The organism is Streptomyces sp. DF42 (assembly GCF_058267695.1).
Genome location: NZ_CM177859.1, coordinates 4,463,114 through 4,476,189, shown reverse-complemented (window position 1 = coordinate 4,476,189; position 13,076 = coordinate 4,463,114). Strand labels below are relative to the sequence as shown.

The window sequence follows — 13,076 nt, the reverse complement described above, 5'->3', positions numbered from 1 at the left end:
ACGCGGGGTGGAGCAGCTCGGTAGCTCGCTGGGCTCATAACCCAGAGGTCGCAGGTTCAAATCCTGTCCCCGCTACTCAAGGCTCAGGGCCGGAATCCAGTAACTGGATTCCGGCCCTGAGTGTTTTCCCGCTCCCTTTCCCTCCGCGCTTCTCCGCGCCCCTCCTTGTCTCTCCTGCCGTGATGTGACCGGGTGTGATCGAGCGAGCGCCCTCCGCATAACAACTGACACACCGTCAGTGCCTGTGTGAATCCTGAGGCTTGGCCAACTCGCCCGTTTTTGGCCGCTCATGTGCCCTACGTCCAGGCCAAGAAGCATTAATGATCAAGCAGAACAGCTGGCAACGGCACCCCGGGTCTATTAACGTTCGATAACGCAGCGCGGTCGTCCCAGCCGTCACAAGAGACGGCTCCGTGCGCACGCGCCGAATCCCGCAAGGGAACCGGGGAACCACCACCCTGGGGTGAATCGCGCTGAAGCCGCCGTGAACCCACGGCAGGTATACGCGCGTAGGAGACCTTCCTGCTCCGAACCCGTCAGCTAACCCGGTAGGCGAGAAGGAAGGAAGGAGCACGCCTACGTGGCGTCCAACCCGCCTGCCCCGGCAGCGCCGTTCGTGCCGAGCACCGAGCCATTCGGCTTCGCCGGCCCCCGCACCGACGAGGGCCCGTGGGAGGAGTGGAACCCCACCGAGGACTCCCTCCGCCCGATACGCGGCCGGCACCGTGTCTCCAAGCAGCGCGGCGGGGGACTCGCCCGCAGCTCCACGGTTCTCGGCGTCGGTGTCATAGCCGCCGTCGGCGCGGGCGGTATGGCCAGCGCCAACACCGGCAAGCCCCCGGTGTCCATCTCCTTGCCCGACCTGCCCTCCGTGGGCGGCGTGTTCGGCGGCTCCTCGGACGCCTCCAAGGGCTCCGCCACCGCCCTCAGTGACGTCGGTGTCAGCTCCGACGACACCACGCAGGGCGCCGCGGACGCCGGTGAGGCGCTGCGCAACCGCATCATGGCCCAGGCCGAGAGCCAGCAGGTCCAGGTCGACGGCAAGGCCCAGTCGGTCACCGAGGCCCTCTTCGCCAAGCAGGTCGACGACGCCGCCGCCCAGGCGGAGAAGACGGCCGCGGCCAAGGCTCAGGCCGCGAAGGAGAAGGCCGAGGCGGAGGCCAAGAAGAAGGCCGAGGCCGCCAAACTCGCCGAACTGGCCAAGCAGTTCAAGCTGCCGGTCGTGTCGTACACGATCACCGGCACCTTCGGACAGGCCGGCTCCATGTGGTCCTCCGGCTACCACACGGGTCTCGACTTCGCCGCCCCCACGGGCACGCTCATCAGGGCCGTCCACAGCGGCACCGTCACGGAGGCCGGCTGGGCGGGCTCGTACGGCTACCGCACGATCATCACGCTCGACGACGGAACGGAACTCTGGTTCTGCCACCAGTCGTCGATCAGCGTGAGCGTCGGCCAGAAGGTCGCCACGGGCGATGTGATCGGGCGTGTCGGGGCCACCGGCAACGTGACCGGCCCGCACCTGCACCTTGAGGTCCACCTGAACGGCCAGGCCACGGGCATCGACCCGATGACGTGGCTGCGCAGCAAGGGCCTCACCCCCTGACCTCCGCTTCTTCCTGACCTCGGCTTCTCCCCGCTCTTCCTGTTCTCTCTGTCCTTCCTGTTGTTTCTGATCCCGGCGGTTCTGACGGCATCCCCGCGACGTCAGGACCGCCGGTTTCCGCTGCCCAGCTACCGGAATGGCTGACTCCGCTTGTTTACGGGGATTTTGCGGCCGTAGCGGAAGATCGCCCTCCGAGGCGGGTGTTGACGCACTACATGACTTCTCTTCGCAAGCTCGGCTCCTCCGGCCTGGAGGTCTTTCCCCTCTCCCTCGGCGGCAACGTCTTCGGCTGGACCGCCGACGAGGCCGCGTCCTTCGCCGTGCTCGACGCCTACGCGGCCGCGGGCGGCAACTTCGTCGACACCGCCGACTCCTACTCGGCGTGGGTCGACGGCAACGAGGGCGGCGAGTCCGAGACGATCATCGGCAGGTGGGTCAGGGCGCGCGGTAACCGCGACGACGTCGTCATCGCGACCAAGGTCAGCCAGCACCCCGCGTTCCCGGGCCTGACGGCCACCAACATCAAGGCCGCCGCGGACGCCTCCCTGAGCCGCCTCGGCACCGACCACATCGATCTGTACTACACGCACTTCGACAAGCCGGAGGTGCCGGTCGAGGAGATCATCGGCGCGCTCGACGAGCTGGTGACGGCGGGCAAGGTGCGGCACATCGCAGCCTCCAACATCTCCCCCGAGCGGCTCCGTGCGTCCCTGGAGTTCTCCGACCGTGAGGGCCTGGCCAAGTACGTGGCCGTCCAGCCCCACTACAACCTGGTCTCGCGCGTCACGTACGAGGGCGAGCTCCAGGACCTCGCCGCGCGGTACGGACTGGCCGCCGTCCCGTACTTCGCCCTTGCCTCGGGCTTCCTCACCGGCAAGTACCGGCCAGGTACGACGGTCGAGAGCGCCCGCGCGGGCGCCGGCAAGCACCTGGACACCGAGCGCGGCCGCAGGGTCCTGGCGGCCCTCGACGAGATCGCCGACGCTCACGGGGCCCCGGTGGCGACGGTCGCCCTGGCCTGGCTCGCGGCCCGGCCGACGGTCATCGCGCCGATCGCGTCCGCGCGCACGGTGGAGCAGCTGCCGGCCCTGCTGGGGGTGGGGGAGCTGACGCTCACCGAGGCCGAGGTCGCGCGTCTGACCGAGGCGTCGGCCTGATCCCCTGAGAGCCACGGGCCCTACCGGTCCTACCGGCAGTACGTCCTACGTGCGGTACGGGTTGTACGCGGGATTCGGCATCGCCGGGTACCCGTACACCCCGTACATCGCCCAGGGCGCCGCCGCCACCGGCACCGGAGGCGCTGTCGCCCGCGCCGCGTAGTCCAGGGCCGGGCGGGCCACCTCACGCCGCAGCCACAGCTGGTGCAGCAACTCCTGCTCCCTGACGACGAAGTCGGCGCCGGCGCGGCCACGGCGCCCCCGGTGCCGCAGGAACGCCAGGGAGGTCGCGTATGCCTCGTACTGCGCGACCGTGCGGGCCGCGGGCCTGCCGAGGTGGTGGGCGGCGTAGTCGCGGGCCAGCCGTCGCGCCCGCATCGAGCCGAGGGCGTACGGCTCGGCGGGGGTGAGCCAGCCCGCGACGGCGTAGGCGGGCAGTTCCTCGCGCACGGTGCGCAGTTCGCGCTGGCGCGTCCAGATGACCAGCCAGGTCAGCAGGCCGAACGTGGGGACCATGAAGGCGGCGTAGACGGCGAAGAACCCGTACTCGCCGAACGTCGACGAGCCGTTCCAGATCGCGTGCATGCTCATCGCGAGCAGCAGGCCGGAGAGCGGGACGAGGACGCGCCGCAGGTGCTGGCGCTCCGCCGAGAGCGCGGCGACGCCGAAGCCGATGCCGGTGAGGACGGTGAAGAGCGGGTGCGCGAACGGGGACATGACGATCCGCACGAAGAACGTCGCCGCGGTGACGGAGGCGATGCCGCGGTCGCCGGTGAGCTGGTCGGTACCGAAGGCGGTGCCCAGGTAGAGGATGTTCTCGGTGAACGCGAAGCCGGTGGCGGTGACGCCGGCTATGACGACGCCGTCGACGATCCCGGTGAAGTCCCGTCTGCGGAAGAGGAAGACGAGGAGGACCGCGGCGGCCTTCGCCGACTCCTCGACGATGGGCGCTATGACGGTCGCGCCGAGGGTGTCCGCGCTGGACGGATCTGCGGTCGCCGTCGCTATCCACTTCGTGGCGAAGCTGTTGGCGACGATCGCTATCAGCGCCGCCGCACAGGCCCCCCAGGCGAAGGCGAACAGCAGGTTGCGCCAGGGGCCCGGGGCGACGCGGTCGAGCCAGCGGAAGGCGGCTATGAGGAGGGGGACGGGCAGGACGGCCAGCCCGAGTCCCACCAGGAACCCTTCGGTGCCGGTCTGTTCACGCACCAGGGCCAGGATGACCAGCCCGGAGAGCGCGAGCAGGGTGCTGAGGGCGCCGTACCGCACCCATCCGCGCTGCCACCAGTGCGCATGCCTGAGCGCACCGCCGGGGGGGCCACCGGGGTGCGGCGGATGCGTCGGGTACGGGGGATTGGTGGCCACGGCATTGACCCTAACGAGGGAGGGCGCCGCCCGCGACGGTACGTCGGTTCGCCCGCGGGGCCGAGGGGGCTTCAGGCGCCGGTGGGGGGCTGGTGATGATGTTGGACGCGACGGAAGAGCAGGTCGTTCACGACATGTCCCTTCTCCAGACCCTGGCCCTCGAAACGGGTCAGCGGCCGGAAGTCGGGACGCGGCGCGAAACCGCCGTCGGGCCGCGTGTTCTCGAACCCCGGGTGCGCGGTCAGCACGTCGAGCATCTGTTCGGCGTACGGCTCCCAGTCGGTCGCGCAGTGCACGATGCCGCCGGGTCTGATCCGGGCCGCGGCGAGGTCGAGGAACTCCGGCTGGATGAGCCGTCGCTTGTGATGCCGCTTCTTGGGCCAGGGGTCGGGGAAGTAGACGCGCAGCCCGTCCAGTGAGTCCGGGGTGAGCATCTCGCGCAGCAGGATGATCGCGTCCCCGTTGGCCACGCGGACGTTGGACAGCCCGTGATCGTCGGCGAGGTTGAGCAGATGTCCCTGCCCCGGGGTGTGCACGTCCACGGCGAGGACGTTGGTGGCCGGATCCGCGGCGGCCATCTGCGCCGTGGCCTCGCCCATCCCGAACCCGATCTCGAGCACGACGCGGTCGGTGTTCCCGAACAGCTCGGTGAGATCGATCGACCGCTGTCCGTCGATGTCCAGCCCCCACTTGGGCCACAGCCGCTGCAGCGCGTCCGCCTGTCCCGCGGTCACCCGGCTGCGGCGCGGCTGGAAGCTGCGGATCCGCCGCTCGAAGTGCGAGCCGGCCGGATCGGCCTTCGGCCCGTCGGGGAACCGCGGCTCGCCCTTGGCCCGGGTGTGCCGGACCGAGACACCGGGCGTGTGCGGCGTGTGCTCGCCGGGCGCGGGCGCGAGGGAGGGCGCGGAGGCAGGGGCCGGCGCGGGCGCGGCGGGCTGTGGGGATTCGGGAGTATGGAGGGAGTCAGACACAGTGCGACCGATTTTACGGGGACGGTGAGACGGCCGGGCCGTCCGGTGGCCGCCGAGCGGGCAGGTCAGGGCGGGCCGAGCACGGCCAGCGCCCTTCTCGCCACCTCCCGGCCGATCGGCAGCGACGCCGTCGCCGCAGGTGAGGGTGCGTTCAGCACATGGACGGCCCGCGGTCCCTCCTTGATCAGGAAGTCGTCCACCAGGGACCCGTCCCGCAGTACCGCCTGCGCCCGGACCCCCGCGGCCGTCGGCACCAGGTCGTCCTCCGTCACCGCCGGCAACAGCCTTCGCACCGCCGTCGTGAACGCTCCCTTGGACACCGACCGGCGCAGCTCCCCCGCCCCGTACCGCCAGTGCCGCCGGGCCATCCGCCAGGCGCCGGGCCAGGCCAGCGTCCCGGCCACCTCCCGCGGCCGTACGACATCCCATCCGTACCCCTCCCGGGCCAGCGCCGGCACCGCGTTGGGACCGATGTGCACGTCCTCGTCGATCCCGCGCGTGAGATGCACGCCGAGGAACGGGAACGCCGGATCCGGCACCGGATACACCAGTCCCCGCACCAGCTCGGGCCGCGCCAGCGAGTAGTACTCCCCGCGGAACGGCACGATCCGCATCTCGGGGTCGTCGCCCGTCAGCCGCGCCACCTCGTCGCAGTACAGCCCGGCACAGTTCACCAGCACGCGCGCGCGGACGACGTCGCCGGCCGTCGTCCGGACGGCGACCCCGAGCTCCGGGCGCCGGTCCACCTGCTCGACCCGCGCCCCGTACCGGATCTCCGCCCCCGACGCCTCCGCCAGCTGCCGGGCAACCCCCACGAAGTCGCACACGCCGGTCGTCCCGACGTGTATGGCCGCGAGCCCGTACACCTCGGGCTCGTACTCCGCGATCTGGGCGGCGCCCAGCTCCCGCACCGGAATCCCGTTCTCCCGCCCGCGCTGCACCAGGGCGTGCAGGCGTGGCAGCTCCTGTCGCTCCGTCGCGACGATCAGCTTGCCGGTGACGGCGTGCGCGATGCCGTACTCGGCGCAGAACTTGACCATCTCGGCGGCGCCCCGCACCGCGTACCGGGCCTTCAGGGACCCGGGCCGGTAGTAGATCCCGCTGTGGATGACGCCGCTGTTGCGCCCCGTCTGGTGCCGGGCCGGACCCGGTTCCTTCTCCAGCACGGTCACGCGCGTGCCGGGCGCGGCACGCGTGATCGCGTACGCGGTGGACAGCCCGACGATCCCACCACCGATCACGAGCACATCGCAGTCATAAGCGATCCCCGGCCGCACCTGCACCACCTCCCACTACCGATAGTGCACTGCGCCACTGACACCGGCTTCAAACGCAGGAGGAGTGGGGTCGTCCTGCACCTGTCCTTGCACAGCTTGTACAGGTACCCGGTACCTGTACAAGCTGTACCTGGTATCTGCCACCGGTATCCGCCATCGGTACCTGTCACCGGTCCCCGGCTCAGGCGGGGGCCATCAGCAGCGGGCGGGCCCGCTCCCGCAGCTCCACCACGCGCGGCTCGTCTCCGTACGGCTCCAAACGGTGCAGCAGGTCCTTGACGTACTCGGTCGTGCGGGCCGACGAGATGCGCCCGGCGACCTCCACCGCCCGCACGCCCTGCTCGCAGGCGGCATCGAGGTTGCCCGACTCGAGCTCCGCGACCGCCGACACCACCAGCCGCAGCCCGTGCGACCGTACGAACTCCTCCGTCGGTTTCGACAGCGCCTGCTCCGTGAAGCGGCGCACCTGGCGCGGCGCCTTCAGGTCGCGGTAGCACTCCGCGGCGTCCGCGGCGAAGCGGTCGTAGGAGTAGAAGCCGAGCCAGGACGGGTCGTTGTCGCCCTCCCGGGAGCGCTCCAGCCAGCCCTCGGCGGCCTTGAGGGCCGCCCCGGCCGCCTGCCCGTCACTCGCACGCGCGTGTGCCCGTGCCTCGACGAGCCGGAAGAAGCTCATGGTGCGCGCGGTCGCCAGGCCCCGGTTGCGTTCCAGTGCGGCCTGCGCGAGGTCGACGCCCTCGTCGCCGAAGCCGCGGTAGGTCGCCTGCAGCGACATGGAGGCCAGCACATAGCCCCCCAGGGGCACGTCGGCGGCTGCCCGCGCGAGTCGCAGCGCCTGGATGTAGTACCGCTGCGCTGCCTCCTGCTGCCCCGTGTCGAAGGCCATCCAGCCGGCGAGGCGCGTCAGTTCGGCGCTGGCCCCGAACAGTGCGCGGCCGACCTCGTCCGAGTACGCGCCGAGCAGCAGCGGTGCCGCCTCCACCCGTAAGCACTCGGGAACCATCGACGAACGCCAGTCACCGCCGCCGTACTTGGAGTCCCAGCGCCTGGCGTCCTCGGCGGCCTCCCGCAGCTTCTGCACATCACTGTGGCCGACTTTGAGCGGTGCGCCCGAGTCCTCGGCGGAGTTCGCCTCGCGCGCCACCGAACTGTCGGCCGGTGTTATCAGCCATCGTGAGGCGGGCGTTGCGTATGCGCTTACTGCGAACGATCCGGCCAGCGACTGCCAGATGCCACCGGAGCCGGCCCGGCGCCCGGCGAGGTCGAGACGGTAGAGCTCCGTCGCCGACTTCACCGCCTGGCCGACGTCCCTGGGGAAGGCGAGGCCCACTTCGGGTGCGGGATCCGCGTCCGCCAGGCCGATCTCGTGGAGCGGCACCGGACGGCCGAGCTTCTGGCCTATGGCGGCGGCGATGAGATGTGGCGCGGCACCCTGCGGCACCATGCCCTTCGACACCCAGCGCGCCACCGACGTCTTGTCGTAGCGAAGAGTCAACCCGCGTTGGGCGCCAAGATCGTTGACGCGACGCGCGAGTCCTGCGTTGCTGATTCCCGCGAGGGCGAGAACGGTGCCGAGTTTTTCGTTCGGCCCGCGTTGCTCCCTGGACATGCGCCACCCCTCGACACAGACGGCTGCCGCGCTGGCATAACCACGCGGCATTCGTAAACCCAGCGTAGTTCGCCGCATCCCAAGCGTTAAGGGGCATAGTTCCGGATGGCGGGATTGTGGTCCGTACTGAAGTACGGGTCCGATACGCGCAGTTGCGCCGTGCTCCCGTTGTGTGGCCGTGCGCCCGTCCGTGCGCTCTTCTCCGGCCATCGGGGGAGCGCTTCCATGGATACTGCGTGGGTCGGCCCGCTGTACTGGATCCAGTGGGCTGGGGGACACCGCCGCCTACATCCCCGCGGGCGGCGGATGGGCCCGGGGGGCGAACTCCGTCTCCCGGGCTGCGCGCGCGTGATGCGGCCCGCAGAGCTTGCACGGAGCGTATGCACGCCCGACCTCCCGTCCCCGATTTGGCTGAAAACAGCCCCTCGGCCCGCCGGTCAATTACCGCTCCCACCATGGAACTTGAGGGCGCGAAGGACGTTTTCGGGGAGCGTTTCGGGGGCGCATTCGCGTCGCAGGCGCCTTGCCGGGTACGGGTGTTCGCTCTCCCGGACGGGTGAGCGCCACGGCGCGTTCCAGGGGTCGTAAGCGGCTCCACCCTCCCTCCAGCGTGCGCCCTTCATGGCAGCATGGGGAACCAGTTCGTACCGTGCACTGGTTGTCCACAGCCTGTGGAGGCGTCGATGCGGTGGTTGGTGGGATGGAGCAGCACCGCCGCGGTGACTCCCGGGACGGGGTCCGCGGGGGCCACCGGAGGCGACGGCGAGACCGTCCACCCGGTGGGTTCCCAACTCCTGTGGGGTGACCCCGATCCGCTCTGGGCGGTTGGCGACTGGCGCCCCGACGAGGTGCGGGTGGTGAACGCCGACGCGCAGACCCGGATAGCGGTCCTGGGCACGTGCGGGGCGTCCGACGAGGAGCTGCGGGTCGGACTGTTCGCCGCGCGCGGAGGCGCACTTCGCCACCTCACGGCCTGGCCGGGCAGCTACACCGCGGTCGTCAAGGTCGGCCGCAGGGTCACCGTCTGCGGCGACCTCGCGGGCGCCCGCCCGGTCTTCTACACCCCCTGGGCGGGCGGCACGGCCTACGCGACGGCGGCCCTCCCCCTCGCCGACCTCATCGAGGCCAATCTCGACTTCGGCCACCTCGCCGCGCTGCTCGCCGCCCCCGACGTACCGGCCGCGCTGCACGACTCCACGCCCTACGACGGCGTACGGCGCATCCCGCCGGGTCACACCCTGATCCTGCGCGCCGGAGCGCGCGAGATCGCCGGCTACGACCCGGTCGCCTCCCTCGCGGTGGCGGCGCCCTCGGCCGACCCGGACAGTGCGGTCGACGCGGTGCGCGACGCACTGGTGGAGGCGGTACGCGCGCGTTTGTCCGCGCCCAGGCACGTCCCGGGGACCGACATGGACCCCGGCCCGGTGCCCGGCATGGGACCGGCCGAGCGCCGCGCCGCGCGCGGGATGCCGGTCGCGGGCATCGGCGCGGACCTCTCCGGCGGGCCGGCCTCGGGCACGCTCGCCCTGCTCGCCGCAGGGCTGCCCGGTATGCCGGGCACGGTCCTCGGCCACGGCACGGGCGCGGGCGAACGCCTGCTGGCGCTCACCTTCAACGACCTGGCGGTCGGCGGCCGGGAGGCCGAACTGGAACGGGCGGGATCGCTCGCCGCCAACCCGCGCCTGCACCACGTGGTGGTGACCGGCGGCGAGGAGGCCCTCCCGTACGCCGAACTGGACGGCCCGCTGACCGACGAACCGGGCCCGTCCCTGGTGATCGCCGCCCGCCACCGCGCCCGCCTCGCCTCGGGCAGCGCGGACCACTTCACGGGCTACGGCGCCCGCCAGGTCCTGGACGCCCATCCGGCCCGCCTGGCCGACCTCCTGATGGACCGCAAACGCCGCCACCTGGTCCGCCCCGTCGCTGCACTCACGAAGGCCGACGGCTCGGTGATGGTCCCCGCGCGCGTGTACGGCGCGGCCAGGAAGCTGGCGCGGACGCCGTACAGGGAGGGCCTCGAACTGCTCGCCGAGCGCCTCCTGCAGCGCCGTTTCGACGAGCCCGGGGGCGCTGTCGGTGCCTCCCTGGCCGCCCTCACCTGGGCCAGACCCGGCCCTGCGGCACGCTGGCTCACCGGCGAGGCCCTCGCTGAAGTATCGGTTCGCCTGCAAGCGTCGACGAGCCGCTCGGGCGTGGGCCCGGGCCAGCGTCCCGGCGACTACCGCGCGCGTGCGGCCCTGGCCCGCCATGCCGCGGACCTCCGCATCCTGGAACAGGCGGCCGAGGTCCGCTCCCAGCGCCTGCACGCCCCCTTCCTCGACAACCAGGTCGTACGGGCCTGCCGAGTCCTCCCCGAGGCCCTGCGCGTCCAGCCGGGCGCGCGTGCCGCCATCCTGCGCACCGTCCTGGAGGGCGCGGGCGTGAGCGACCTCCCACCGGGCTGGGGCACCCCCTCCCACGCCTCGGCAGCCGTGGCGGCCCGCACCGGTCTCCGCGTCGCCGCAGACTCCCTGATGGCCCTGTTCGGGACGCCGCTGCTGGCGGAGGCGGGCCTGGTGGAGGCACGCGTCGTCCGCAAGGCCCTGCGCGCCGCCGCCGAAGGCGAACCCCTCCCCCTCGACGGCCTCGCGGACCTGGTCTCCCTGGAACTCTGGCTACGCCGCCTCCTGGCCCGCCGAGGCACCTGCTGGACGGGCACCCCGGCCCGCCAGAGGGCGGTACCGGGGGGGATCACACCAAAGAGGGGGGCGTTGGCCTCGGGCGGGTGAGGAGTCCGAAGGGTGAGGAACTCCAGGTCGAATCCCAGCCCGTCCAGCCCGTCCAGCCCGTCCAGAGGGTGAGGAACCTCAGGCCGCGTCTCAGCCCGTCCGGGTCTCGTCCGGCCGTTCGCCACCTTCGTCCTGGACAACTCGCGGGATGTCCGCGCGGACATGGACGTCTCCGTCGTCAACTCCCGCCGAGCACCTCCCGTAGGCCGACCGCGGTCCGCTAGGAGCAGGTGAACCTCGACTCGGCCCAGTCCGCGAGCGTCACGGAGTCGAAGTCGGTGCGCGGCTCGACGACGAGCCGTACGCTCTTGCGCCCCGCCAGGTTCACATGGACCGGCACCGCCGGGTCGCCGCCCTGGATCGTCGCGGACTTCCACAGCCGGACGCCGTCGGCGTAGACGGAGAAGGAGACCTTGCCCAGCCCCAGGGTCAGATCGTCGATGCCGACCATGGCGTCGTAGGCGGAGCAGGTGCGGTTGAGGTCGACGGTCGCGGAGGACCGGCCGTGCACGGTCACGCCGTGGGTGTAGGACCTGCCGGCGACCGACAGGCCGTACCGCTGCCACACCCAGCTGCTCCCGCCGAGCCGCATCTCGGGCCGCGTGCCGTCGCCCGTGACGTCGTAGGCCAGCTCGCTCCACTGGTAGACGACCGGCGCGGGCGGGGGAGGGGGAGGCGGGGCCGGTGTGGGGGTGGGCTTCGGGGTCGGCCTCGGCGTGGAGGTCGGGGTCGGAGTCGGTGTGGGCCTCGGCCGGGGTGTGGGGGTCGGGGCCGGCGTCGCCGTGGCGGCCACCACGGGCACGATCACCGGCCGCTTCGGCTCGGGATGCTCCTTCGCAGGCGTCGGCTTCGGCGTCGGCTTCGGCTTCGGTGACTCCGGGCGGACGGCCGGTGTCGAGGCGGGGGCCTTGGCGTCAGGTTTCCCGGCCGGGCTGTCGCTCCCCGACAGCGCGAGAGCCACCGCCACGCCCGCCGCGACGACGACACCGGCGGCGATACCGGCCTTCGCGGGCGCCCCCAGCCCCTCGGAGACCGCCGCACCGCCGGCACCCGCCCCGCCGGACGAGCTGCCGCTCGCGGCCGCGGCCGCCCCCGCGGCGCCCGCGGCACCGGCTCCGGTGCCGCCGGCGATGAGAGCGGCCACCTTGGCGTACCCGGCGGCGCCGAACCAGCCGATGACCGCGACCGGCACCACGCCGGGGATGCCGTTGGCGACTTCCTTGATCTGGCCCGCGGCCAGCCGGCACTTGACGCACTCCTCCAGGTGCTTGCGCAGCCCCCGTTCGGCACGTGTGCGCAGTCCGCCGCGGGCGTAGGCGCCGAGCCGGTCGGCGAAGCGTGCGCACTCCTCGTCGCCGGCGAGCGTGGCGCTGACGTGGGCCTGGAGATAGGCCTGCTTGAGGCCCTCGCGGGCGCGACTGGCCAGCACCCGCGTGCCGTTGGCGTCCAGCCCGAAGAGCGTGGCGACCTCGCTCGGCGACTCGTCCTCGACCTCGGTGTGCCACAGCACGGCCTGCCAGCGCTCCGGCAGCGACAGGAAGGCCCGCATGGCCATGGACTGCTCGGCCTCGTGCATCGCGCGCACATCGGCCCCGAGGTCCAGACCCGCTGCGAAGGAGCCGAGGGACGCGGTGTCGTCGGTCGTTTCGGAGGATCGCGCGGCCTGCGCGGCGAACACCGCGAAGTCGTCGACCAGTTGTTCCCGTTTGGCGGACTTCGTCCAGCTCGCGGCGACGCGCCGGACGGTGGTGAGCAGATAGGCGCGTACGGACTGCTCGGGGCCGTGGCCGCCGCGTACCGCCTGGAGCATCCGGGCGAAGACCTCGGCCGTGAGGTCGTCCGCGGTGTGGGCGTCGCGGCAGCAGGTGCGGGCGTACCGGCGCACCGCGTCGGCGTGGCGCCGGAACAGCTCCTCGTAGGCGGTGTCGTCGCCCGAGCGCATCCGCCCGATCAGCTCGGCGTCGGACGGCGGCAGATCCCGGGGCGGCGGCAGGACGCCGTCCTCCCGGCGATCGCGCTGGGCCGGGACAGTGCCCTCGACGGGCTCGACCGGTTCGCCGCCCTGCTGCGGGACGACGGTCTCCGCGCGGCCGCCGCTCCGCGGGACGCCGGCCCGTCCTCCCTGACTCGGCACCTGCGGCGGACCGCCGGCCTCCGCGTCGCCGTCACCCGGCGACTCGTCCCGCCCGTCAAAGCTCATCGCGGAAAGCCCCCGCTGCCTGCCCAACCAGTCCCGAACACCGGGTCAGAGTGCCATATTGGCTTTTGTTCAGGACCCCACAGTGCGGACCATCCACTCGTCCGTGGGGACTTGTCGTGCCGTAGT

The 13,076-nt window shown here is 72.1% G+C and carries 8 protein-coding genes, 1 tRNA gene and 1 riboswitch; of the genes, 4 read left to right on the top strand and 5 right to left on the bottom strand.

What is annotated here, in order from left to right; translation table 11 throughout:
- Position 1 precedes the first annotated feature (1 nt).
- The 3 genes from ACYUED_RS20345 (at position 2) to ACYUED_RS20335 (ending at position 2,763) form a co-directional block, all read left to right on the top strand.
- A tRNA-Met gene (locus ACYUED_RS20345) sits at positions 2 to 75 on the top strand.
- 337 nt (positions 76 to 412) lie between these two features.
- A riboswitch (cyclic di-AMP (ydaO/yuaA leader) is annotated at positions 413 to 570 on the top strand.
- Positions 571 to 580: 10 nt separating this feature from the next.
- Positions 581 to 1,606 (top strand): M23 family metallopeptidase, encoded by a 1,026-nt coding sequence (locus tag ACYUED_RS20340; RefSeq protein WP_491293702.1) that lies wholly within the window; start codon positions 581 to 583, stop codon positions 1,604 to 1,606.
- A 215-nt stretch (positions 1,607 to 1,821) separates the two neighbouring features.
- Complete coding sequence (locus ACYUED_RS20335; protein WP_491293701.1) at positions 1,822 to 2,763, top strand: aldo/keto reductase; 942 nt, start codon at positions 1,822 to 1,824, stop codon at positions 2,761 to 2,763.
- Positions 2,764 to 2,808: 45 nt separating this feature from the next.
- Here ACYUED_RS20335 and ACYUED_RS20330 read toward each other — a convergent pair whose 3' ends face one another.
- From ACYUED_RS20330 to ACYUED_RS20315, 4 genes are all read right to left on the bottom strand, one after another.
- Positions 2,809 to 4,128, bottom strand: coding sequence for a PrsW family intramembrane metalloprotease (locus ACYUED_RS20330; protein ID WP_491293700.1), 1,320 nt, complete (start codon positions 4,126 to 4,128; stop codon positions 2,809 to 2,811).
- A gap of 71 nt (positions 4,129 to 4,199) precedes the next feature.
- Positions 4,200 to 5,099, bottom strand: coding sequence for a tRNA (guanosine(46)-N7)-methyltransferase TrmB (trmB, locus tag ACYUED_RS20325; RefSeq protein ID WP_491293699.1), 900 nt, complete (start codon positions 5,097 to 5,099; stop codon positions 4,200 to 4,202).
- Between the two features lie 65 nt (positions 5,100 to 5,164).
- Complete coding sequence (gene lhgO / locus ACYUED_RS20320) at positions 5,165 to 6,385, bottom strand: L-2-hydroxyglutarate oxidase (RefSeq protein ID WP_491293698.1); 1,221 nt, start codon at positions 6,383 to 6,385, stop codon at positions 5,165 to 5,167.
- 172 nt (positions 6,386 to 6,557) lie between these two features.
- Complete coding sequence (locus ACYUED_RS20315) at positions 6,558 to 7,982, bottom strand: NsdA family TPR-like regulatory protein (protein WP_491293697.1); 1,425 nt, start codon at positions 7,980 to 7,982, stop codon at positions 6,558 to 6,560.
- 683 nt (positions 7,983 to 8,665) lie between these two features.
- Between ACYUED_RS20315 and ACYUED_RS20310 the strand changes: the two genes are divergently transcribed.
- Positions 8,666 to 10,750: an asparagine synthase-related protein gene (locus tag ACYUED_RS20310; RefSeq protein ID WP_491293696.1), complete on the top strand. Its 2,085-nt coding sequence runs from the start codon at positions 8,666 to 8,668 to the stop codon at positions 10,748 to 10,750.
- 220 nt (positions 10,751 to 10,970) lie between these two features.
- On the opposite strand, the gene ACYUED_RS20305 is transcribed toward ACYUED_RS20310, so the two are convergent.
- Positions 10,971 to 12,950, bottom strand: coding sequence for a sigma-70 family RNA polymerase sigma factor (locus tag ACYUED_RS20305; protein WP_491293695.1), 1,980 nt, complete (start codon positions 12,948 to 12,950; stop codon positions 10,971 to 10,973).
- Positions 12,951 to 13,076: the final 126 nt, after the last annotated feature.